Origin of the sequence: Methylobacterium currus, assembly GCF_003058325.1 — a bacterium.
Lineage (GTDB): Bacteria > Pseudomonadota > Alphaproteobacteria > Rhizobiales > Beijerinckiaceae > Methylobacterium > Methylobacterium currus.
The window spans coordinates 1-20,737 of the sequence record NZ_CP028847.1 but is presented as its reverse complement, the minus strand read 5'-3'; the positions used below and the strand labels follow the sequence as shown (position 1 = coordinate 20,737).

Genomic DNA, 20,737 nt, shown 5'->3' with positions numbered 1-20,737 from the left:
GCTTGCCGGTGATCGATGTTGCTTGCCGATCGAGTGGTGGTCGGTTCGGGCCATGTTTTTCTGACCGAAAAACAGGTTCCTCGCTTTGCTCGTCACTTCTGGAGACACGTCGTGAGCCCATCAAAAGAGAGCATGCGCAGGGCGCCGCGCAGGCCTGGCGGTCGCCCTCGCCTCAATCCCGAAAAGCGCCGGACGCGCCGGGTCTCGGTCGACATGACCGAACGCGAATATTCTGAGCTTAAGAGGCAGGCTGCATTGTATAAAGTCAGCATACCAAGCCTTATACGCTCGGCTTGCGAAAACGGAATTGTGATGATTCCGGACCCATATTATAGACATCCGCCATTGCCGGACATTCTGAAGCTACCTGAAACATGGATAAATGTAGCTTCTTCTTATAAAATTATTGCTGACGATCTTGCACGCATTGCCGACGCAGCATCTTCAGGAATTGTCATTGGGATCGAGCCTGATCTTTTAAATAAATTGCATGATATCGCTCATGAAGTTGGCATGCAATACATAGGGATAAGCGAACGTGTCCGATGATCGGTCTAATGCTGAAGGTCAAGGACCTGCGCGCAGGTATCCTCTACGACCGTGGCTCGCACAACAGTCAGGGAATAGCTCGACCGCAGGTGACCGTCTTGCATTCGACTTTGCCGGGTCGAACCGCAGAAGAAGTTGCCTCCAGTTTCGACCGCCTTCGAAGGTTGAGACCTCAACTCGGTGTCGTGGGAGTGCGTACCGTCCTGAGTTTCAGACCGGATGGTCCGTATGTGCCGGACGATCTTGCGCGCCGCATCGCAATAGAATGGTGCACGCGCATGGGTTTTCAGGACCATACATCGACGCGACACGATCCGAGACACCTACACATCGCAGCATCAAGAATTCGTCGCGATGGTACCGTGGTGAGCGACAGGCACGACTTTCGGAGATCCGAGAAGATTGTGCGGGATCTGGAAAAGGAATTTGGGATTGCCGCCGACCGGCCCTCTCATCTCCTCGACCCCGACGCGGTCCGTCCGCTCGCGGCCCACCCTTCGCGGCCAGAACGGACTCGCGCCGAGCGCACCGGCATGCCGCCGGTTCGAGCCAGGCTTCAAAATCTTGTCGTGGCGGCCCTGGGGAAGGGCGTACCGCTAACGAGGTTTTGCCGGTCACTCGAAGCCTTCGGCGTTGACGTTCGATTGAACTTGGCAAGTACAGGCAGAATATCGGGGATCTCGTTTCGCCTTGATAATGTCGCCCATAAGGGAAGCGACTTGGGCAAGGGATTCACGTGGGCATCATTACAGCAGAGAGGACTGACATATGACCCGCAAGACGACGCCGACGCAGCCCGCCGTCACGGCGGTGCAGCCCACCCCGCCGGCCGCAACGCAGGCCACGACGCTGACCGCCTTCGATCCGCAGAAAGTCCTGGATCAGATCGCGGCGATGAGGGGCGATCTGACACTCCTCCTCGACAAGACCCAGCGCACGCATCAGCTCGTGTCGGCCATGGGCACCCGGCAAGTCGAGATGGAAAACATCATCACCACCCGGCTGTCGGAGGGCTTGTCGCCGATCACCGTGGAGGCGACGGCGGCCACGGAACTGGTGACGAAGGCCCTCCAGGGTCTACCGGCCGCGCTCACGAAGGCGGGCGACCAGGCCCTCAAGGCGATGGAGAGCGTGTCGACAACGGCTCGGGAGAAGATCTCGGCGTCCGCGGACGAGATCGTGATCCCCATGAAGGCGGCCATGGAGGAGGCCCGCGAACACATGCGGGCGATGGAGAATACGGTCCGGGGAGGCGTCGCGCGGGTAGCAGTGGACACCCGGACGGAGATCCGGGCGATGGCCGCCGCGAGCAGGGCGGAGATCGCGGCAGCGGCGAGCGCGGCCCAGGTCGCGCTGACGGAGACGGCCGAGGCGGCGGCGAGCGCGTACAACGCGGCGACGGAGGAGGCGACCGCGGCCTACAACCTCAGCGCCGCGCACGTGCAGAGCTTCGAGGCCAGCATGGCCAACCTGGCGCGATTCGCCCCATGGCTTTCGTCGGCCCTGAACAGGCGACGGTGGGAGGCCAACTGGAAGACGTGCCTCGGGGCGGTCGCGGTGCTCTGCATGGCGGAAATCATCATCCGCGGCATGCTCTGGGCAGTCGGCCTCGGGCTGTAACCGCCGAGGCGATCTTCACCGCGGCGCGGCTGCGAGCCCGGGGCAACCGGGCCAAGCGCGACCTTGCCGCGGTGGTGGCGACTCTCCGCGCCGGTTTTTCGGCATCGCAGGTCCGCGCGGCATGGGTTCGGACCGAACCAGCCGTGGCGAAGGCCGTCGCCTATATGCGGGCGATTTTCGCCAGGGCGCGCGCGATCCTCGACCGGGATAGCGCGCCGCCACCGGACAGTGGTCCGCGGCCGTGACGCGCCGATTCGAGACCGGCTCTGCCGCTGGGGCGACCCGCCGTCCCGGCGGCTTTGCGACGGTGCATTTGCCTTGACGGTCATAGGCCTATGCCTTGGCGTAGTCGCGCTATCGCAGCCTCAAGCGGCGACGCTGGATTCTGCTCGCCCATAATCAACCCCCTTTCCAGGGAGGGATGCTTTTGGGCGAGGAGGGGTGAGGGCGCCGGACGAGCCGTGACGATGCTGGCCACCGGCACGTGGGCGGGCGCCGGGCGGGGGACGGGCCGGCGTGATGGTGCGGGTGCGCCCCGGGCTGCCTGCGCCCTTGTATTCGCTGCCGTGAAGGCCAGGGCGTATTCCTCCCCGAACCGGAACGCGAGCGGGCGCCGGTGGAGGCCGTCGGCCGTCCGCTGGTACCGCCGCCCGGGATCGGGTTCGTAGCGGGCCAGGAAACCGATTTCCTCGAGCGTCAAGATGGCCCCGCGCACCCGGGCCTCGGACAGACCCAGATCCTCCCGGCCGGCGATGGCGCGGCGATCGATGGGGAAGCTGTAGAGCAGCCGGCGCGGCGCGGACCAGAACCGCCCGAGCCACGTAGCCAGCGAGAGGCAGGCAGCCGCGTTCTTCCGGCCGCGCAGGGCCGTCTCAAGCCGGTCCGCGACGGATCGCGGCAGGCGATAGCCAGCGGCCATGCCACCAGCTGGCGACACGGCTCCAGCCGCGCTCGCGTTCAAGGCGTGCGTCATCATCCGGCCCTCTCGGGCCGCGGTTCAGCATTCGGCGCCGCCGGTCGGGCGGTCCGTCACAGGCAAGCCGAGCCCGTCTCCGAAAGCGGTGCTTTCAGATTGACTCGCGTGGCGATTTCGGGGGATGATCCGAGCTGTTCAGACTTCGGATTGGCCCCCTCGGGGCTCCAGACCCTCGGTTGCCCTGGCAGGCGTCCGGGGGTCTTGCTTTTCAGGTGGCTGCTGTCGCGGCGGTGATCCTGGTGGCGACTCGCGGGATGCGAGGCGCCCAAGCTGCCATCTGAGCCGGACGGTAAGCGTTCGTCAAACAGTCTGCCCTGTCCGGCCCCGGACGGGGCGGCGATTAGGGCCGCCGCCCGGTGGCGACTCGCGGGATGCGAGGCGCCCAAGCTGCCATCTGAGCCGGACGGTAAGCGTTCGTCAAACAGTCTGCCCTGTCCGGCCCCGGACGGGGCGGCGATTAGGGCCGCCGCCCTTTGGCCATCAGGGCTGCTTGAGCACCCTGAGGTTCCCGTTGGCGCGCATCTTCACAGCGAAGAGGGTGTACCAATCGTGCGCGCAGATGATCGTTCCGGTCCGCTTACCGGTGATGATCTTAGCAAACGGGTCGGTCTGATGAGCGATCTCCAAGAGATCATCGATCTCACTCAAATGGTAGCTATGATCTTCGCTCGGCGGAGCAAGCTCGCCAATCCAAGGCCAGGTCATGCAATTCATTGTCTTGACTTCCTCAAATATCGCACGCCCCCCTGCAATACGTCGGCGCTAAGGCCGGGAGGCGTGGTACATCCTGCATAGCCGATCCCGTCTCCGGCTCGCAATATTCCCGTGCATGACGGCCGGGCGGGGCGTCAAAGCGGCGCCCGCGTTACAGAAAGCCGTCCCCCGAGTGTCCCTTGAAGGCGTTCGCCCGCCGGATGTAGCCGACGACGGTGCGCGGATCCCGGTGGCCCGACTGGTCCATGATTCGGCTCATATCGGCTCCGCGCTCGGCCGCGGTGGTGATGTAGCCGGCGCGCAGGGAATGCGCCCCGACCGTCGCGGCGTCGAGCCCGGCCGCGGTCGCGTACCGCTTCACGATGTCGGCGACGGCCTGGGTGGTGAGGCGGTGCGGCGGTGATCCCTCGGCCGCGGGCAGGAGGCGGCCCGCCCGGGTCACCGGCCGGAACACGGGACCGACGGTAATCCCTGCCGCCTCGAGCCAGTCCCGTACCAGGGCGACGGGGCGGATGAACCGGCCGTGCGGGATGGCCTTCTCGAACCCGGCGCCTTCCTGGTCGACCTTCGACCGGCGCACCAGCACCCGCAGGCCTTCGGGATCCTCGCGCAGGTCCGACACGTCGAGGGCGACGAGCTCGCTCCGGCGGAAGGCGCCAGCGAACCCGAGGGCGAGCAGGGCGCGATCCCGCTTGCCGGTGAGGGTTGGCGGGGCGTGCGAGAGCATCGCCGTCAGCGTCTCGGCGGTGATCGCAGCCTTGCGATCGGGTGCGACGCCGACCTTGCGCCGGATGCCCTTCAGGGTGGCGCGCACCGCCTCGTCCTCGGTCGGGTCCGGCTGCCGGGCGAGCTTGTGGGCGTAGCGGATCGCAGCGAGCCGCCGGTTGATGGTCGATGCGGCCCGGCCGGCTTCGGCCTCCGCCACCAGGAAGGCGGCCACGGCCTCCGGGCTCGCCGGCAGAGGGCGGAACCCGTGCGGCGAGCACCAAGCCTCGAACACCGCGGCGTCGGCGCGATAGGCCCGCACGGTGGCGTCGGCCTTGCTGGCACGCTGGTAGGCCGCGACGAGGCTGGCGGCCTCCGCGGGGAGGAGGGTCGCATCCGCCGCGACCAGCGCCGGCACGAGAGGGGGCGGGCCACCGCCAGCCCCGGCCAGCTTCGCCAGGTCGTCCACCCGGGGATCTCGGGGACCCGCCGCGGCGGCATCTCGCGCCGCCCCGGGCTCCCGGCTACCCGACATCGGCGCAGCATCCTTTCCCGGTGCCGAGGGATTCCCCGATCATGGCGCCCATCTCCTCGTCGCCGCAGGCGGGCAGGCCGAGGTAGTGCCCCGGCCGGCGCACCATGCCGCACCAGAACCGGCCGCCCTCGAACTCCATAGCGGGACAGGGGCCCTCCTCGCCACACCCGGGGATGAACCGGCGGGCGATGCCGCAGGGTTCGGCCGCGCAGCAGAAGCCGCAGCCGTTGCAGGGCGACCCGAACTCGGGCTTAGGTGGCGCCTTGGCGGTGATCGCCTCGACGCGCCGCCACATCGCATCCGGCATCTCGCGGGCCATAAGATCCGCGCTCGTGGGCGGGACACCGGCGCGGCCGGCATCGGGGCCGAAGGGCGGTGCCGGCGGCGTGCCGGCAGACGCGGCAGGCTTCGGCGCGCCGCGGGCGGCGAGACGTGGTCGCATCAGGTCCCCGGGGTCGGCTTGTCGGTGCTGGGATGCTTGTGACCCGAGACCGTCACCGACGATCCGCCCTTCGACTTGGCCGTCATCTCGCCGGGGGCTTTCACGTTACCGTCGCGGTCGATCACGACGCCGTTCAGGCTGATGCCGTCCTTGGACGTGCTGATCATGTTCTTGTTCACGTCGGTGATGTCTACACCGTCATCCTTGAAGTGGATGTACTGCTTCGGCGGCTCCTTGTTGAACAGGTTGCCGTGATAGATGCCGTCCGAGAGGCTGTGTCGCCTGAACGAGCCGGGATTGCTCTCCTGCATCGAGCTTTTCGCCGAGGAAATGTCGCGGTCTGCCACCGACATCATGCCCATGTCGCCGACGCGCGGGTCATTGATGATAGCGCTGTTGCCGGCGCGGTTGCGCGAGGCCGGGATGCCGTAGACGATGCCGTGCGACTGTGTCTTGCCCGAACCGTCCATCTGCTTGATGAGCGGCTGGACATCTACCGTCGGCTCTTTGTCTACGCCGCCCCCGTGCACAGCCACGATCTTGACCGGGATCATGGTCCGCATCCCGGATTGCCGCTGCCTGATCTGGAAATCGTGCGCGTTCACGTCGCTGCCGGGATCGGGAAGCCCGAGTTGCCCGGCGAAGGCCTCGCTGCTTCCGTCCCCGCTTCCTCCCGCGCCACTGCTCATCTGACCTGCTCCATCGCTTTCGAGGGGCGCCCCGCCTCAGTGTGGCGGCGCGTAGGGTCGAACATCTCTTGAGGCGCGATTACTGCGCGCCCTCTCCGATCGCCCGGCCGGCGGCCAAGTCGTCCAGATGCCGGTTCGCGCTCGTCAGCCACACGGTGCGGGTGTCGCCCTCAAGACCGTACTTCGTGGCGCGCTGGTCGAGCATGGCGGCGCCGATCTCGCGGAAGGCCATGTCAGCCGGCCCGTAGCCGTTCCTGCGCAGGCATTCGTCAGCGAACATGGCCGCCCGCTGGCCGCCGAGTTCCAGCATCGCCCGGTTCGCATCATCCATTGCAGCCCGCTCCATCGCTTTCGAGAACAACCTTTATCGAAAGCGACGCCGTATTCAATCGCACTCTCCTGTTGCACCTGTTGCCCGCTTGTCGTCGGGCCTCTCATCGCCGTAAGGGATGCAGGCGAACCTCACCTCCGCCACCGCGCGATCCCGCGAGCGCGGCTCCCAGGGATGCCGGCATGCATGTGATCCTGATCGCCACGCAAAAAGGCGGCGCCGGCAAGAGCACGCTGGCGGCGCATTTCGGGGCGCTGGCCGAGCGCGAGGGGCGCACGCTTCTGGTCGATGCCGATCCGCAGGGGTCGCTCAGCTTCTGGTACAAGCGCCGCGCGGCCGAGACGCCGCTGCTCGCGAAGGCCACGGCGGAGACCCTGCCGGCCACCCTCGACGCCGCCCGCGCCGACGGCATCGCCTGGTGCGTCATCGACAGCGCACCCCACAACGCACCTCTCCAGGCTTCGCTGATGTCCCGCGCCAGCGTCACGGTGATCCCGGTCCGGCCAGGCCCCTTCGACCTCGACGCCGCCCGCGCGACCCTCGACATGGCCCGCAGCCTCAAGGCGCCGATCGCCTGCATCATCAACGCCGCCCCGCCGATCACCCGCGATAACGAGACCAGCATCGTCGCCGAGGCGCGGGCCTACCTGACCCAGATCGGCGCCCCGGTGCTGCCTGGGCAGGTGTCGCAGCGGGTGAGCCTGTCGCACGCCCTCATCACCGGCCAGGCCGTGACCGAGTACGACCCGGACAGCAGGGCCTCCGCCGAGATCGAGGCGATGTGGCGCGCCGTCTCGGAACTCGCCCGCACCTTCCCCGCCCGCCCCTGACCCGCACCCCGAGAACGCGCATGACGACGCAGAAGCCCGCCACGACGCCGAAGCCCACCCGCGCCGCCCTCACGAGCCTCGTCGAGCCCAAGGCCACACCGGCGGCTGCCGCCCCCGCGCAGGCCGAGATGGGCGAGCAGGTCGCCGCCAAGCCGGCGCCGGGGCCCTCCGACCTCAAGACGATGCAGGTCCGCGTGAACCGGGCCGGGTGGGTGGAGTTCAGCCGCCTGGCGCAGGACCTCGACATCACCCTGGAACAGCTGATGGTCGACGCGATGAACGAGGCGCTGCGCCGGAACGGCAAGCCGCCCGTGATGGAGCGCCGGCTGCCGGGGAAGAAGTGAGGCGCCGATGGACTGGACCGCCGCGGCCGACCGAGCCCGCAAGCATCTCGGGGCCCGAGAGCGCACGTTCACGGAGGCGCAGTCCCTTGCGCTGATTGACGACTTCGCCGAGCGCGGGACCGCCACGGCGGCCGAGATGCAGCAGCACGGATCGGCCGACATGGTCGGGACCATCCTCGGCCACGTCACGACAGCGGTTCACGGCGGGGGCAGCGTGCCGGCGGCGGGTGGCTGGTACCGGAAGAACGCGGCCGGGACGGTCTACGTCATCGATCCCGGGTTCGCCGAAGCCTGGAAGGCGGGCCAGATCGCCGCCGGCCCCTCGTCGACGGCGTGATGCAGCCGGGAAGGCATTCGCGTTACACGAACCCCTCCCGGCCGGCATGTGGGGATTCCGGTCTCGAGGGATGCAGGCTTGCCGCGGCACCTGCATCGCGGGTTCGCGCGGATGCGGCGTGCAGGAGATGGGACGGCCGGGCAAGATCCGCGCCGGCCGGGGTTCTCAGGCGCCCTTGATCGCGGGCTGCACCGACTGGCGGGCCTCGGCGTCGGCAATCTCGCGCCTCACCCGGGCCGTCTCGCGCTCCTGGAGCCGAACGGCGAGGTAGCCCAGCGCCACGACCGCGGCGGGAGCGATGACGAAGGCGAGTAGAGCGTACTCGTTCACGGCAGGAGACCTTTCAGGGCGCGTCTCGCGAGATAATGTAGGAGGGATGCCGCCAAGAGCCAACCGGTGAGGCCGCCGAACAGATACCACCATGGCAGCTTGTCGATACCGCTGACACCGTAGATCCAGCCCGCGAGCGGCGTGGCGACGCCGACCGTGACGCAGGCCGACGACGAGCGGTCGAGGTTGTTGGCGAGCAGCTTCACCCGCTCGTTCGCGACGAGCTTCGCCGCCTGCGGGTCAGTGCTCATCGCTGCCGTCCTCGACTTCCTCGAAGGCCGGCGGCCAGGTGACCGGCCGGGCCATGAACCCGGGCGGCAAGGCCGCGTCGATCTCCTCGCCGGTGAGGGTGCCGCCCTCCATCAGCATCCCGGCGATCGTCTCGATGTCGGCACGGTGCCGGTGCACGAGTTGGCGTGCGGCTCGGCGGAGGCGGGCTTCCCGGGCATCGTGCTCGTCCTCGGGGCGATCTCGTACAGCATGTCCGTGATCCAGCGCCGATCGTCGCCGTCTCCGCCCTGGCAGCCGCCCAGGATCACCTCCTCGGCCTCCGCGCCGGCCATGTAGGCGAGGATCCTGCCAACCCAGACGGACGAGGATGGCCGCCACTTCTCGCGAGCCTCCCATGCGGCCAAGACGGCGTAAGGATCAGCGGTGACCGAGTGCCCGGCCGACTCGTCGTCCGCGACAATGGTCGCCCCGCCACATGCCATGGTGACGACCCGGCCGATGACGGCGTGCCCAGCCTCGTGGATGGCGGTGTGGCGCCGGTCGTTCACGTAGGCCGGCTCCTCAGTGCTCATCGCGCGTCCCATCTGCTCGGTTGCGGAAGCGGAGGCCGGCGCCGCCGCCGTTCTCGGGAATGAACTGGATGCCCGCTGCCTCAAGGGCACGGCGTATATCCGCGAGGGTTCGGTCGTAGGGGGTCCGCTTGCCGGCCTCGAAATCCGCCAAGGTCTTCTTCGCTACGCCTGCGGCTTCCGCGAGGCGGTCCTGCGTCCATTCGAGCAAGGCGCGAGCCCCCCGGCACTGGTCGCGGGTGATTTCCATTTTGGAGCAACCTTACTTTTTTAGAGTTGACGCCGGGCGAGTGAGGTTATATCAAAAGGGCAAGGTTGCTTCAAGCGAGTTGCTCACCCGATGGCCGCCATCCGACAGATCGATTGGACCGCCGCGATGCACGCCGTCGCTGCCGATCGCGCGAAGCGCCCGGCGGGCCTCCTCGCCGCACGCGGCCTGATCGCCGCCACCTCCGCCAAGCGCCGCCCCCTCGTCGTTGCCGGCGAATACGACCGCGCCGCCATCATGGCCGCCGCCGTCGCCGCCGCTCGCGTCCATCAGGCTCGCACCGGTTCGACCTGGGGCGAGGCCATGTCCGTCACCCTCAAGGCCACCTGGCAGCTCGCCAGGGCCGCCCGCACCGCCCGCGCTCACTGAGGATTCCCGCCATGAACGCCCTCGCCTTCGCCGCCCGCTCCCCCCGCCGTCCGATCTGGGCCGATGAGCCCGTCCTGCGCGACGGCGACGCTCACCGCCTCCCCGACCACGCCGCCTTCTGGTCCCGCCTGCCGCTGCCGTTCTCCCCGGCCGAGGCCTGGGGCCTCCTCTCGCCGGAAGCGCAGGCCGAGATCGGCGCGGCGGTCATCACCATGCACCTCGCGCAGTACGTCCACGGCGACGGCCGGTCCGATGCCGACCAGTTCCACGACGAGGGGCTTCGCGCCGCCGCGAGCAACGTCGCCGACGACATCCTGAACCGCATGGACGATCGCCTGTGGTCGCTCTTCCCCGACCTGTACGGCCCCGAGGGCGATCACCCGCGCTGGGCCCTCGATGGCGGGCTCGCCTCCTGATCCGTCGGCCTCGCCACCCACCACTGTTGAACCGCGTCCCACCCTCACCCCGATCCGCCACGGAACCCCGACCGATGCACACCGTCTCAGCTTCCGCCGCCGCCACGGGACGCCGCGGCTTCCTGCTGACGCTGCCGGCCATGCTGGCGTGGCCCGCGGTTGCGGCCAGCGACGCCGCCGAGGCCTTGGAGCGGGTGACCGCTCCCGACCCGATCCTCGCGGCGATCGAGGCGCACCGGGCCGAGCAGGAGGCGCTGTCCCAGGCGCTCGCGGCCTGCGGGCAGGCTCAGGGCTCCCTCGTCAGCCCCGCCCGCGCCGCCGAGGTGCTGGCCGAGGCCGACGCCGCCTGGACCCGTGAGGCCGAGGCCTACGCCACTCTGGTGCTGTTGCGACCCCGCACGGTCGAGGGGCTGCACGCCCTGATCCGACACCACGCCCGCAGCGCGACACACCTCGAGCCGGAGGGCTGCGGAGCCCTGGCCCTGCGCGACCTCGCCGCCGCGCTGCCGCCTGTTCCTGCCGCTCCGGCCCGCCGGCGGTTCGGCCTGCCGCGCCTCGCGACCATCCTCGGCGAGACCCTGTGCGTGGTCCTGGTGCTCGGCGGTGGGGCCGCCCTCACCGGCTTCATCCGCCTGTTCTGACCCGGGCCGGCGCTCGCCGGCTCCTCTGACATCACCGCCCCAACCCAAGCCCCGGAGACACCGGTTATGGCATCGCTGACGCTCGCCCTTCTTACGGCCCTCCCGGCCCGCCGCGCCTTCGCGGCCGGCGCCGCCCTCCTCGGCCCGGCTGCCGCCCCGCAAGCCCCGGCCGCTCCCCTCCATACCGTGGAGGTGGCGCCGATGCCGATGCTGGCGCTCCCGGCCCCGCGCCGGCCGAGCCCGCTGCTCGCCGCCATCGAGGAGCATCGCTCCGCGAACCTCGCCGTGATGCAGGCCGTGCGGGACTACGTGCAGGCGCGCGAGGACAGCGCCCCGGACGAGCGGCTGATGCTCGCCATCGCCTCCCGGGCCAGCGACGAGGAGGCCGCGGCGTTCGACGCCCTGATGGCCGTCACCCTCACCAGCGACGAGGACGCCCGCGCCGCCACCGCCTACTTCGCCGAGTTCGCCGCCGAGACGGACGATGGCGCCATGGGCACCCGGCTCCTTCAGCGCCTCGCGGTGCTCCTGGCGGCTGCGGCGTGAGGGCGGGCCGATGACCTCCGTTCCCCGCCACCCTGCGCCGTCCACCGCGCCCGCGCAGGATCGCCGCCATCAGGCCGTGCCGGCCTATGCGCTGCACGCGCCCACCCTGCCGCCCGACGAAGCGGTACCGGGCGAGATCGAGCCGTGGGAGGCCGTCTCCGCCGTCCGGCCGGATACCGCCTTTGTCCGGGCTGCCCGCTTCCTGAACGCCTCCGGCGACGTGCTGGCCGCCATCGTCCTGATCGGCGGCGGCATGGGCCTGATCGGGCTCGCCACGCACCTCTGACCTCGCACCCTTCATCCCGCGACACCGCAATTCCCTAAACCCGTCATCCTCCATTCCGTCATGCCTGCAACGAGGACTGCCGCTATGCCGCTCTCCCTGAAGCTCCCCCGCCGCAACCCCGACGCGACGCGCCAGACCCTCCGCGAGCGCTTCGCTGCGACCCGCGAGAAGTACGCTCGGACCCTGAAGGTGCATCGGGCCCTGAACGCGCCGCCGGAGCCCGCGCCCATCGACCGCGTCGCCCTCGTGAACTATGCGACCTGGCTGCACTTCGAGCGCCGCCGCCTCTGCGCCGAGCTGTATCCGCACATGGGCGCCCAGGCCCATGCCTTCGTCCTCACCAAGACGGCGGCCGACGAGTTCCACTTCCCGGCCGGCGGGTTCGATCGCAGCACCGTCGAGGCGCCGGAGCCGCCTTCCGCTCGCGCCGTGCGGGTCCTCGACATGGTGGGCGTGGACTGGCGCAGGGACCTGACCCGAGCGGCCGCAAGCACCTCGACCGCCCCGACATGCGGGACACCGGCGCCCGTCCGCCGCTCCCCTACGGCTGGCCGGCGCTCGACTCCGATCTCGTCGCTGCCGTGTCGGACCTGCGCCGGCTGGACAGCCTCACCGAAACTCTGCTTCGGGGCCTGCCGGAGGATCGCGACCCCGAGACGGTGCCGGGTTACGCGGAGTTGGAGAGCGCCCGGGAAGCCGTGCTCGCCGTTCTGGTCGACGTGCGCGCCGAGGGGCTACCGGGCTTGCAGGCCAAGGCCAAGGCGCTCCTGACCGAAGGTGTCGTCAACAATCAGCAGGCGACCGCCGACCTCGCGCATTCGATCGGCTGCGACCTGACCGGCGCCCGCAGCGACATCGTCGAGCCTCAGGCCGATCCGGTCTTCGCGGCGATCAAGGAGCAGCGGCGGCTCTGCCGCGAGCACGACGCCCTGTTCTCGCAGCTGGGCGAGGATTGGGACCGCAGCCCCGTCAGGCCCGCCGAAATCGCGGCCAACGCCGCGGCGTGGGAGCACTGGCGGGACGTCGTGCTGAAGACCGTGCCCCGCACCGCCACCGGCTGCCGGGCGCTCGCCGCCTACGCGTCCGAGTTCGCGAAGGACATGGGCACCGACCTCGACGCGGAGGGGCCGGCGATCCTCGGCCTCATCGCCCGCTCGCCGCTGCTCTGACGCCCTCCGCTCCGGCGGGCCCGGCCCGCTGCCCCCTTCGGCACATCAGGACCATAGGAGCACACCCGTGCCCTCTCTCAACCTGCGCAACGTCCTTCGCCGCAACCCCGACCGCCCCACTCTCCGCCAGCGCGCCGCCGCGTTGAAGGCCGCCGCCGGCAAGGTGATCCGCCGGCCGAAGCCGGTCGCGGTCGCCAGCGCCGCCGAGGAGGCAGGCGCCATCCTGGACACGATCCTGCTCTCTCGGGTCGGGGAGCTCGTGGCGATTGAGGCCTGCCAGAACGCGACCCTGAGGGCCGCCAGCTTCGCGGATGCCTACGACTCCCCCGATTGGGTTCGGATGGAGCATGACCGCGAGGCCACCCTTGCCCAGGTCATCGCGACCCGGGCTCACACGATAGAGGGCGTGAAGGCGAAGGCGTCGCTGCTCGACCTGGGCAGCGTCAAGAACTTCCGCGGACCGTCCGAGGGCCTGTCTCGGTCGATCGTGGCGGATGTGGCTGCCCTCGGCATCCTGCCGCAGCCGGAGCGGGCGGCATCGGCTGCGGCGGCTCACGTCGATCCCCACACCACCCTTCTGCCTGCGCTGCGGCAGGCCTACGCCTGGGATCGCGCCTGCCGGCCCATCCTCGAGCACGCGGATGACTTCAGCCCGAGGGGACGGCCTGCCACGCCGTCACGTTCCACTGCTGGAACACGGCCAGCAGGATCATAGACCTGCCACCGCCCGTCACGCTCGCCGGACTCGGCGCCCTCGCGCTGGCCCAATCCGTCTGGGCTGAAGAGGTGATCGGCCTGCCCGAGAACGACGGCGGAGACGACGAGCGGTACCCCGAGGAGCGGCGCCTTGCGTCCGCGATCCGGGCGATGATGTCGGTTGCGGGCGTCGACCCCCTACCCGGTTGGGTCGGGTTCGAGGTTGAGCCGGGCGATCGGCCGCGGTGGGCCGCGATGCTGGAGCAGCAGGGCCAAGGCTCGCTCCCGGCCTGGGCACTCGCCGGGAAGGCCGATCCGGACGACGAGGATATCGCCACCGGCGAGGAAGTGACGCCCGCCGCCTCGGCGCTCGCTCGCCCGCCCGTCTCCGATCTTGCGCGGGCCTGCATCGATCAGGTCGAGCGCATGGCGCAGTGGCGACGCGACAAGTCCGAGCCCCGGACCGACGAGCAGCTGGACGCCGATCTGGATGCATGGGGCGCCGCGCTTCGTCGTGCGATCGCAGAGCCCTCGGCGAACCTCGCGGATCTCGCCGCCAAGGCCCGCCTGATGCTGGCGGACATGGAACACTCGAAGCCGGAGGAGGAGCGCACGCAGGACGACGAGCGCCTGATGCTGGCGATCCTGCGGGAAGTCGCGGCGCTCGCCAGCGCCTGAGCCGCACCCTGCCCGACCGAATGCCCCGACAGCCTTTCGCCCTGCCCGTCAGGATTACAGGAGCGCGTCCCGTGCCCACCATCAACCTGCGCAACCCCTTCCGCCGCGACGGCGCCCGCCCGCCCCTGCGCCAGCGCGCAGCCAGCCTGAAGGCGGCAGCCGCCCGCGCCATCCGCGGCGAGACCCCACCCCTCGGCACCGCCGATCCGGCCCTGATCGCGCTCGAGGCGGAGTTCCGGGCGGCGGCTGCGGACTATTACGCGGCCGATACCGCCATCGGGGTCGTCCACGAGACCTATGAGGAGCCTCCCATGCCGGCAGCTCTACGGGTCAGTCGGCTGGACTGGATCGAGCACACGATCCCCGAGCCGACACGGCGCCAGCCCCGGGCGGGCGCATGCGGTTCCTGCCGTATGGCCGCCGCCAGGTGGAGGAGCTGCGCGGGCGCCGGCACATGATGAGCGTGCCGGGCCTCGGCGACCAGCGGCCGAACCCGCGGGCGCAGGCGCGCGGCGACGCGATCGTGGCGGCGTGGGATGCGTGGCAGGCGGAGATCGCGGCGAGCCGGGAAGCAGTCGGACTGCCGACGCTCCTCGATGCCCGGTATGCCGCGGTAGAGCGGCGCGACAAGGCGCTGGCCCGCATCCAGGAGACGCCCGCCCGCTCGCTCGCCGACCTCGTCCTCAAGGCCCGCATCGCGTCGGCGGTGTGCGATGGGCTGTCGCTGCGCCCCGCGGACCGGGACCTGCTGCCCGACGAGGACGAGGCCATGCCCTTCGCCATCACGGCGGATCTGCTCGCCCTCGCCGGCGACTCGGTGGCGACCGGAGCCTGATCGATGACGAACGTGGTCACCTTCCGGCCCCGCCTCAAGCCTGCCCGCTCGCAGGACGCGCAGGCAGCCTTCCGCGAACAGATCGAGGCGGCGGCGCAATCCGCCCTTGATGCCGCCGACTCGCTCATCGCGATCCTCAACGACCTCGACGGGGATTCCGACCTGGAGGACGGCGCCGACGACGAACCGTCCCTCGGCGCCCCAGAGGGCCACGCCTCACAGGTCGTGTGGCTGCGCGGCGGGGGCCACGACCTCGAAACCGCCACCCCGGAGACCCGCCCATGAAGTCCGCCGCCACCGCCCGCCTGTCCCTCGCCCTCGGCCTGCCCCGCAGCGCGGCGCTCGGCGTGGCGCGCCTCCGGGTGATCCGCCGCCGCGTGCTGGTTCAGGCCGGGCACGAGGCCGGCCGGGGCAACGTCGTCACCGCCACCGTTCTCCTGGTCTTGTACCTGGCGGGCTGCTGATGCCGGCCGCCCTACCTGCCGCCGCGCCGCGGCTGTCGCCTCGCCAGGTCACCCGGCTGGTGTGGCTCGGACTTCGGACGCGGTATCTCGCCCGCCGCATGAAGCGCGCGAGCGCCCGGGTGGGCCGGCTCGGCGTCGAGCGTGCCGGCGGGCGCCTCCTCCACTTCGCCCGGCGCTGGCTCGCCTGCCACGAGGAGATCGCCGCCATCCTGCAGGAGCCCTTGCCGCCGGAGGCCGTGCAGGTCCGCAGGTCCATCACCGACCGGCGGAGCGGGGCGGCAGGGCCGGGGGCATCTTCGTCATGAAGAATCCCTCGCCGCGATCCCGGTAAGCCTGCACGCCTGCATTCCGCGAAGCATGGATTGCCGCATGCCGCGATTCCCCAAGCGCGGCAGAAGGTATGGTCGTTATGACCATCCCTTGAGGGCGCCGCCGCAGGGCGAGCGCGAGCGGCCGAGGAATGCCATGGCGAGCATCAAGATGATCGAGCGGGCCACGGGGGTGTCGTGGCTGGTGAAGTGGGCCGACCGCCCGTTCCACATGAGCGAGAAGCGGTTCCCGACCAAGCGCGAGGCCGAGGCCTTCGTTGCGGCGCTGCCGCCGCGGGCCACCACCAAGAGGGCGACCGCCGAGACCGCGGCCAAGGCCCAGGGGTAGAGGGCTCGTTCACCGATCAGCCCTATATCGAACCCGGGCCGCGTTGCGTATCGGCCCGTCGCCCCGCTGCGCCTTCCCGGCCGGCGGGGCTCGTCGTTTCAGGGTGCGGATCGCCGACGCGACGGGAGGGCGTCAGCCGCCATCCTCGTCGGAGGCCGGGACGGCCGAGAGCATGCCCGCCCGCACCTTGTCGCCGACCCGCTTCGCCGCATCGGGACTCGGATAGGTCACGTCGGACCGCTTCAGGAGCGGCGCCGCCTCGCCGGCACCCTGGTAGATGGCCCAGATCCAAGGGCCTTCCCCGTCTCCGGTCCGTTCGGCCTCGACCCGGAGAGCTGTTTCGTCTCGTGCGCTCATGCCGGCAACATGGTGCGGTCCGTGCGTCATGCCAGAGCGGGGCCGGCTGACAGATCGCGCCAGCATCAACCCTGATCGGCGCTAAGCCGTGATGCCGGGAGAGCGGCAAGCCTGCAAGCCGTAATCCCGCGCATCAGGATCGGTGATCGCTGCGAACCCTCCCTGGGATAAAAGTAGCGGCCTATAGAGATTTGTTTACAGTGTTTTCGTGACCACAAAAATACTTTAGAGCTAGCGTGGCCCTTCCTTTCGGAAATACTTCCGCGCGCAAATCTATGACAATGGCGCCTTGCGGTGTTGGGCTAACGTTCAGCTTACCTTCTTGTTTATATCCCTCAAAGTCACAACTCATATTAGACTTAAAGCCCTCCCCGTCCGGTTTAATATTAGACAAATTGCATCGCGTCTTATTATGAATAAGATATTTATCGCCTATAAAAGTGCGATAGCTATCTGCCATCCTTGCCAAGCACTCCTGTTTAGATAGGCCCCAAGTTCCACGAAACTCATAAGGCACTTCTTGAGCCTCAGTCGCGGCAGGAAAAAACAGGAGGGCAAGGGAGAGGAGAGCAGCGCGCATGATGTGAAGATGTAGACGCCGCCCTCGTCGCGCAATCCTTCTTCACGTCATGCCGGATTGGGCGACTTCACTCGCCTCGATGTAGGCCAGCCCGAACCGCACCCCGAGACCTTCATAGGTCGGGTCATCGGTGCCCTGCGTATCAATGAAGCAGAGATCGCCGATGAAACCGATGTAGGCGCTGCGCACGATCAGGTTCCGGTCCTGGCAGATGGCGCCAGCAACCAGGAGAGTACCATTCACCCGCAGATCAAGGTGAAGGCCATATGCCCGCTGCCGCAAGTCGATCTGCGCCAGCTGGCCGGCGAGCGTCGCCATCACGGTCTGAGCCGGGACAGACTGCAAGGGAATGATCTGCATCTACTGCCCCGCTGGAACGTCGATGGGTTCCAGGGCAATTTCGCCCTGAGGAACGTTGCCGCCCCCGCCCGGGCCGGCCGGGATCGCGGTGTCCGGGATGGGCAGGTTCGTGAACGACCCGTTCGGCACGCCGGTGGTGTTGCCCGGGTTGCTGGGATCGAAGGTGCTCGCGAAGCCGTTGGCCCCGAAGCTCGTATCGTTGACCTGGCCGGGTGGCGCAGGCTGCACCGTGCCGCCGTTGACCGGATCGGCCCCGCTCGGCGCGGCGGTCGAGGTGTTGGGCGAGGCGGCGCTTGGGGTCACCTGCCGGATCTCCTGGCACCAGATGGCTACGACGAGCAGCCCCGCTCCAGCCTGGGCCGTGCGCCGGTAGTCGTAGTGGACCACGTTCACGCTCGGATAGACCTTCTCCGGCGTGACGGCGTCGTAGAGGTTGAGGTCGCCGGCGATGGCCTGGATCGAACTGAGGAGTGCGGTTCGGCTCGCCTCCGATCCACCGGCCGCGAAGATGAACCTCACATCGAAGGGGATCGCGACCTTGTTGAAGCTCTCGAACGATCCGCGCTCGAGCGGGTGATCGCTGACGGCCCAGTCCGCCTTGTGGTCGAAGGCCAGGACGGTATCGCAGATGACCACCGGCCGGCCCTGGCGGTAGAGGCCCCAACGGCTCATAGGCCCGTCGAACGCCACGGCGATCCCAGCCGCGTCCGCCGCCGCCAGGATGATGTCGCCGCCGGAGCCGGGGGCGAACGTGACGGGCGGGACGCCATCCACGTCGGGGACGTTCACGGGATTCGCCATCGTGCCTCACGCCATGCCGGACTGGTTGCGGTAGGCGAAGCTCCGCCGGTTGAGAGCCTGTTCCATGTCCCGGGCGATCCCCGACGCGTCGGTGGCCGAGGTCTGGACCTGGATGCCGCCGTTGATGGTCGTGGAGTTGCTGGTGGTGCTCGTGTTCGTCTGCCGGTTGTCCGCCATGCTCGTCATGATCGAGTGCTGAGCCCTGGCGACCTGGGAGGCGTAGGCCCCAACGGCCGGACTGCCACGCCACCACTGCGCGCTCTTGCCTGGGATCGCGCCCGCCTCCGGCGTCGCCTTCGGCGCGGTCGCCTTGGGCCCGAGCAGGGTCTTGGGGTCGATCAGGTTCCCCTTGGCGTTGCGGGCCTCGAAGTGCAGGTGGGGCCCGGTCGAGCGCGGATCGTGCGCGCGCAGCTGCGCGATGACCTGCCCGGCCGCGACCTGATCGCCTTCCTTCACGCTCGGCACGACGTGCCGGTAGGTGGTCGAGGATCCGTCGGAGTGCTTCACCGTCACGTCGCCGCTGCGGCCGACGCTGATGGATCCGGCGGCCATGGCCTGGACGTTCGTGCCGGCCGGTGCCGCGAGATCGACGCCCGCATGCATTCGGTATCCGCCGATCTTGGGATGCATCCGCATGCCGAAATCCGATGAGAAGCGGCCTGCGCCGTTAAGCGGGTGGATGCCGCCTGCGACCTCCCTTGCACCCGTCACGGACCCTCCCGCAGCGACGCCGGTTCTGCCGCCGATGCCCGCCCACCGTCCGATGCCGTTGTTGGCGGCCCCGTGCCAGTTGCCCCAGCCGTTCCGCGCCGCGTGGTTCAGCGCGAAGTCGATCTGCTCGCGCCAGGTGCTCTTGTCGCTGGCGTGCTTGCCGGTCGCCTTGGTGAAGTCGTCACCCATGCCCGCGTTCGTCAGGCCCGGGATGTTGGAGCGGTAGTGCAGCTGGTAGGGGCCGAAGCTCGTGCCCTGATCGCCGCCGCGGTCGCGCTGACCGTCGAGGCGGTACCCGCGCAGCCCTTCGGTGTTGGCGACCGCCACCGCCGTGTCGGGATCGATCCCGAGCGCCGCGGCACGCTGCCGGATGTAGGCGACCACCTCGGGAGAGGCGTTGCCCGAGTTGAGCAGGCCGGGCCGTCCAGCGACGCCGGGCGCTCCGCCCCCACCGGCTGCTGCGCCACCGCCGAAACCCATCCTCCGCTTAGCCCACCGCCAGGCGCGCGCGATGGCCGAGCCCCCGCCGGAGGCCGCCCCCGACGCCTCGTCGTCCCAATGGCGCTGCAAATCGGGCTTGTCCGCGTTCGGCACGCTCCTGTCGGCGCCGATCGTCCCGCCGACGGTGAGCCCTCCGATGATGCCCCCGAGCAATCCGCCTCCGCCGGCCGCCGCGCCGCCCGCGACCACGCGCCCTCCCATCAGCAGCGCGCGCACGGTGCCCAGCACCCGCAGGAACGCGAGCGCCTTGCTCCCCAGCCACAGCGCGAACAGCGCCTCGCACGCGACGACGAATGCCTTGGTCGACGAGCCCGACACGCCCATGGCGTCGGCAAATTCTTTGAGGTGCGGAGCGATGTTGACCGCGATGAAATCCCGGAAGGCCCCGACAAGCCACTGAATATCCTTCAGCAGCTGCACCAGGAACGGCGAAACGGCCGTCATGATGGTGCGGCCCAGGCTCTCGAACGTCTGGCGAACCTCGGTGAGCGCGGTTTGAAGCTTCTGGGCTGCCTCTGTGTCTTCCTTGGTCGCGATGCCGAACCTCTTCGACTCCTCGACGGCCTTCCGGTAGGCAGCGCTGCCTTGAACCAAGAGGGCGACCAAGCCAGGATCGAACCCGAGATCCTTCCCCAGCTTCGTCGCGGCGGCGATGCCCATCTTCTGCCTTACGGCGTCGAGGTTATCGGCCAGCGTCGCGAATTGCTCGTTCTGCGACTTGGTGTAATCGATCTGTTTCCCGCCGGCCGCCTGGATCTTGTTCAGCGTGTCGAGGAGCGGGCTGAAGCCGTTGATCCGCACCTGTTCGACGTGGTCGGTCCATCGTTCGAAGCTCGCCGCCGCTCCGTCGGCGGAGCCGCCCGCGCGCTCGACTGCCTTCGCAACGGCCGAGATCTCGGCCGGGGCCTGGCCGATGCTGGTCGAGAGGCGCCCGAGCGCGGCATCCGTCTTGGAGATGTCGGCCGCGAACTGCCCGAGGCTCTTGCCGGCGGTGAAGATCGCGAACAGCCGGAGCGCGTTGCGGGCCAGCAGGTCGATCCGGTCGGCTGCCTGCTGGACGGCGCGCTCGATGCCCTGCGCCTCCTTCTCGATGCCCTCGCGGGTTTTCCTGACCGCCTGCGTCGCTTCGCGCGAGCCGCGGTTGAACGCCTTGGGGTCCAGGCCAAGCTCGAAAACGAGACGGTCAAGAACGAGAGCCAT

General features: G+C 69.2%; 34 protein-coding genes and 1 pseudogene. 20 read left to right on the top strand and 15 right to left on the bottom strand.

Annotated elements, in window-relative coordinates; genetic code table 11:
• The first annotated feature begins 15 nt into the window (after positions 1-15).
• From DA075_RS36290 to DA075_RS35595, 3 genes and pseudogenes are all read left to right on the top strand, one after another.
• Positions 16-549: a hypothetical protein gene (locus DA075_RS36290; RefSeq protein ID WP_123834620.1), complete on the top strand. Its 534-nt coding sequence runs from the start codon at positions 16-18 to the stop codon at positions 547-549.
• Positions 546-968, top strand: a pseudogene (locus DA075_RS38765) (relaxase/mobilization nuclease domain-containing protein); the annotation flags it as partial. The gene DA075_RS36290 and the pseudogene DA075_RS38765, both read left to right, overlap by 4 nt.
• A gap of 349 nt (positions 969-1,317) precedes the next feature.
• Entirely contained in the window at positions 1,318-2,169 is an 852-nt protein-coding gene (locus tag DA075_RS35595) for a hypothetical protein (RefSeq protein ID WP_099957725.1), read from the top strand.
• Positions 2,170-2,494: 325 nt separating this feature from the next.
• On the opposite strand, the gene DA075_RS35590 is transcribed toward DA075_RS35595, so the two are convergent.
• The 6 genes from DA075_RS35590 to DA075_RS35565 form a co-directional block, all read right to left on the bottom strand.
• Positions 2,495-3,145 (bottom strand): hypothetical protein, encoded by a 651-nt coding sequence (locus DA075_RS35590; protein ID WP_244936725.1) that lies wholly within the window; start codon positions 3,143-3,145, stop codon positions 2,495-2,497.
• Between the two features lie 480 nt (positions 3,146-3,625).
• The gene (locus tag DA075_RS35585; protein WP_123834618.1) at positions 3,626-3,850 is read right to left on the bottom strand and encodes a hypothetical protein; all 225 of its coding nucleotides are present in this window, start codon (positions 3,848-3,850) and stop codon (positions 3,626-3,628) included.
• Between the two features lie 160 nt (positions 3,851-4,010).
• Positions 4,011-5,033: a site-specific integrase gene (locus tag DA075_RS35580; RefSeq protein WP_244936732.1), complete on the bottom strand. Its 1,023-nt coding sequence runs from the start codon at positions 5,031-5,033 to the stop codon at positions 4,011-4,013.
• A gap of 55 nt (positions 5,034-5,088) precedes the next feature.
• A complete protein-coding gene (locus tag DA075_RS35575; protein WP_123834617.1) occupies positions 5,089-5,541 on the bottom strand; it encodes a hypothetical protein in 453 nt (150 codons plus the stop codon).
• On the bottom strand, positions 5,541-6,230 hold the full coding sequence (locus DA075_RS35570; RefSeq protein ID WP_099957721.1) for a Gp138 family membrane-puncturing spike protein: 690 nt from the start codon (positions 6,228-6,230) through the stop codon (positions 5,541-5,543). The genes DA075_RS35575 and DA075_RS35570 overlap by 1 nt, the downstream gene beginning before the upstream one ends.
• A gap of 79 nt (positions 6,231-6,309) precedes the next feature.
• Complete coding sequence (locus tag DA075_RS35565; protein WP_099957720.1) at positions 6,310-6,561, bottom strand: hypothetical protein; 252 nt, start codon at positions 6,559-6,561, stop codon at positions 6,310-6,312.
• 182 nt (positions 6,562-6,743) lie between these two features.
• On the opposite strand from DA075_RS35565, the gene DA075_RS35560 reads away from it, so the two are divergent.
• From DA075_RS35560 to DA075_RS35550, 3 genes are read left to right on the top strand one after another with little or no spacing between them, the layout of a single operon-like run.
• Entirely contained in the window at positions 6,744-7,391 is a 648-nt protein-coding gene (locus tag DA075_RS35560; protein WP_099957719.1) for a ParA family protein, read from the top strand.
• Between the two features lie 20 nt (positions 7,392-7,411).
• Positions 7,412-7,735 (top strand): hypothetical protein, encoded by a 324-nt coding sequence (locus DA075_RS35555; protein ID WP_099957718.1) that lies wholly within the window; start codon positions 7,412-7,414, stop codon positions 7,733-7,735.
• Positions 7,736-7,742: 7 nt separating this feature from the next.
• Positions 7,743-8,072, top strand: coding sequence for a hypothetical protein (locus DA075_RS35550; RefSeq protein WP_099957717.1), 330 nt, complete (start codon positions 7,743-7,745; stop codon positions 8,070-8,072).
• Positions 8,073-8,237: 165 nt separating this feature from the next.
• Here the strand turns inward: DA075_RS35550 and DA075_RS36950 are convergent, their stop codons facing one another.
• Genes DA075_RS36950 through DA075_RS35535 form a run of 5 tightly spaced genes read right to left on the bottom strand, consistent with a single transcriptional unit; the run spans position 8,238 to position 9,452 of the window.
• The gene (locus DA075_RS36950) at positions 8,238-8,402 is read right to left on the bottom strand and encodes a hypothetical protein (protein ID WP_164712611.1); all 165 of its coding nucleotides are present in this window, start codon (positions 8,400-8,402) and stop codon (positions 8,238-8,240) included.
• Positions 8,399-8,653: a hypothetical protein gene (locus DA075_RS35545; protein ID WP_099957716.1), complete on the bottom strand. Its 255-nt coding sequence runs from the start codon at positions 8,651-8,653 to the stop codon at positions 8,399-8,401. Before DA075_RS35545 ends, DA075_RS36950 begins: the two co-directional genes overlap by 4 nt.
• A complete protein-coding gene (locus tag DA075_RS38350; RefSeq protein ID WP_276330955.1) occupies positions 8,643-8,771 on the bottom strand; it encodes a hypothetical protein in 129 nt (42 codons plus the stop codon). The genes DA075_RS35545 and DA075_RS38350 overlap by 11 nt, the downstream gene beginning before the upstream one ends.
• Positions 8,765-9,181 carry a hypothetical protein gene (locus DA075_RS35540; protein WP_164712610.1) on the bottom strand — a complete coding sequence of 139 codons (417 nt, stop codon included), beginning with the start codon at positions 9,179-9,181 and terminating at the stop codon, positions 8,765-8,767. The genes DA075_RS38350 and DA075_RS35540 overlap by 7 nt, the downstream gene beginning before the upstream one ends.
• A gap of 13 nt (positions 9,182-9,194) precedes the next feature.
• Positions 9,195-9,452 (bottom strand): helix-turn-helix transcriptional regulator, encoded by a 258-nt coding sequence (locus tag DA075_RS35535; RefSeq protein ID WP_099957714.1) that lies wholly within the window; start codon positions 9,450-9,452, stop codon positions 9,195-9,197.
• Positions 9,453-9,542: 90 nt separating this feature from the next.
• Here DA075_RS35535 and DA075_RS35530 point away from each other — a divergent pair, with 90 nt between their 5' ends.
• The 14 genes from DA075_RS35530 (at position 9,543) to DA075_RS35465 (ending at position 16,227) form a co-directional block, all read left to right on the top strand.
• On the top strand, positions 9,543-9,839 hold the full coding sequence (locus DA075_RS35530; RefSeq protein WP_099957713.1) for a hypothetical protein: 297 nt from the start codon (positions 9,543-9,545) through the stop codon (positions 9,837-9,839).
• 11 nt (positions 9,840-9,850) lie between these two features.
• Positions 9,851-10,255: a hypothetical protein gene (locus tag DA075_RS35525; RefSeq protein WP_244936730.1), complete on the top strand. Its 405-nt coding sequence runs from the start codon at positions 9,851-9,853 to the stop codon at positions 10,253-10,255.
• Positions 10,256-10,329: 74 nt separating this feature from the next.
• Positions 10,330-10,896 (top strand): hypothetical protein, encoded by a 567-nt coding sequence (locus tag DA075_RS35520; RefSeq protein WP_099957712.1) that lies wholly within the window; start codon positions 10,330-10,332, stop codon positions 10,894-10,896.
• A gap of 66 nt (positions 10,897-10,962) precedes the next feature.
• On the top strand, positions 10,963-11,442 hold the full coding sequence (locus DA075_RS35515; protein ID WP_099957711.1) for a hypothetical protein: 480 nt from the start codon (positions 10,963-10,965) through the stop codon (positions 11,440-11,442).
• Between the two features lie 10 nt (positions 11,443-11,452).
• Positions 11,453-11,728 carry a hypothetical protein gene (locus DA075_RS35510; protein WP_099957710.1) on the top strand — a complete coding sequence of 92 codons (276 nt, stop codon included), beginning with the start codon at positions 11,453-11,455 and terminating at the stop codon, positions 11,726-11,728.
• A 509-nt stretch (positions 11,729-12,237) separates the two neighbouring features.
• Positions 12,238-12,897 (top strand): hypothetical protein, encoded by a 660-nt coding sequence (locus DA075_RS35505; RefSeq protein WP_099957709.1) that lies wholly within the window; start codon positions 12,238-12,240, stop codon positions 12,895-12,897.
• A 67-nt stretch (positions 12,898-12,964) separates the two neighbouring features.
• Complete coding sequence (locus tag DA075_RS35500) at positions 12,965-13,612, top strand: hypothetical protein (RefSeq protein WP_099957708.1); 648 nt, start codon at positions 12,965-12,967, stop codon at positions 13,610-13,612.
• Between the two features lie 71 nt (positions 13,613-13,683).
• A complete protein-coding gene (locus DA075_RS35495) occupies positions 13,684-14,271 on the top strand; it encodes a hypothetical protein (protein ID WP_099957707.1) in 588 nt (195 codons plus the stop codon).
• Positions 14,272-14,342: 71 nt separating this feature from the next.
• Entirely contained in the window at positions 14,343-14,729 is a 387-nt protein-coding gene (locus DA075_RS35490; RefSeq protein WP_099957706.1) for a hypothetical protein, read from the top strand.
• Positions 14,726-15,106, top strand: a complete 381-nt coding sequence (locus DA075_RS35485) for a hypothetical protein (protein WP_099957705.1) — start codon at positions 14,726-14,728, stop codon at positions 15,104-15,106. The genes DA075_RS35490 and DA075_RS35485 overlap by 4 nt, the downstream gene beginning before the upstream one ends.
• A 3-nt stretch (positions 15,107-15,109) precedes the next feature.
• The gene (locus tag DA075_RS35480; RefSeq protein WP_099957704.1) at positions 15,110-15,391 is read left to right on the top strand and encodes a hypothetical protein; all 282 of its coding nucleotides are present in this window, start codon (positions 15,110-15,112) and stop codon (positions 15,389-15,391) included.
• Positions 15,388-15,570 carry a hypothetical protein gene (locus tag DA075_RS35475; protein ID WP_099957703.1) on the top strand — a complete coding sequence of 61 codons (183 nt, stop codon included), beginning with the start codon at positions 15,388-15,390 and terminating at the stop codon, positions 15,568-15,570. The genes DA075_RS35480 and DA075_RS35475 overlap by 4 nt, the downstream gene beginning before the upstream one ends.
• Positions 15,570-15,875, top strand: a complete 306-nt coding sequence (locus DA075_RS35470; RefSeq protein ID WP_123834614.1) for a hypothetical protein — start codon at positions 15,570-15,572, stop codon at positions 15,873-15,875. The genes DA075_RS35475 and DA075_RS35470 overlap by 1 nt, the downstream gene beginning before the upstream one ends.
• Positions 15,876-16,035: 160 nt before the next feature.
• Positions 16,036-16,227 carry a hypothetical protein gene (locus DA075_RS35465; RefSeq protein ID WP_099957701.1) on the top strand — a complete coding sequence of 64 codons (192 nt, stop codon included), beginning with the start codon at positions 16,036-16,038 and terminating at the stop codon, positions 16,225-16,227.
• 132 nt (positions 16,228-16,359) lie between these two features.
• Here DA075_RS35465 and DA075_RS35460 read toward each other — a convergent pair whose 3' ends face one another.
• The 4 genes from DA075_RS35460 to DA075_RS38050 all read right to left on the bottom strand — a co-directional run bounded on the left by DA075_RS35460 (position 16,360) and on the right by DA075_RS38050 (position 18,928).
• On the bottom strand, positions 16,360-16,584 hold the full coding sequence (locus DA075_RS35460) for a hypothetical protein (protein ID WP_099957700.1): 225 nt from the start codon (positions 16,582-16,584) through the stop codon (positions 16,360-16,362).
• Positions 16,585-17,206: 622 nt separating this feature from the next.
• Positions 17,207-17,524 carry a phage baseplate plug family protein gene (locus DA075_RS35455; RefSeq protein WP_099957699.1) on the bottom strand — a complete coding sequence of 106 codons (318 nt, stop codon included), beginning with the start codon at positions 17,522-17,524 and terminating at the stop codon, positions 17,207-17,209.
• Positions 17,525-18,325 (bottom strand): hypothetical protein, encoded by an 801-nt coding sequence (locus DA075_RS35450; RefSeq protein WP_099957698.1) that lies wholly within the window; start codon positions 18,323-18,325, stop codon positions 17,525-17,527.
• Positions 18,326-18,331: 6 nt separating this feature from the next.
• A complete protein-coding gene (locus tag DA075_RS38050) occupies positions 18,332-18,928 on the bottom strand; it encodes a M23 family metallopeptidase (RefSeq protein WP_276330956.1) in 597 nt (198 codons plus the stop codon).
• Between the last annotated feature and the right edge of the window lie 1,809 nt (positions 18,929-20,737).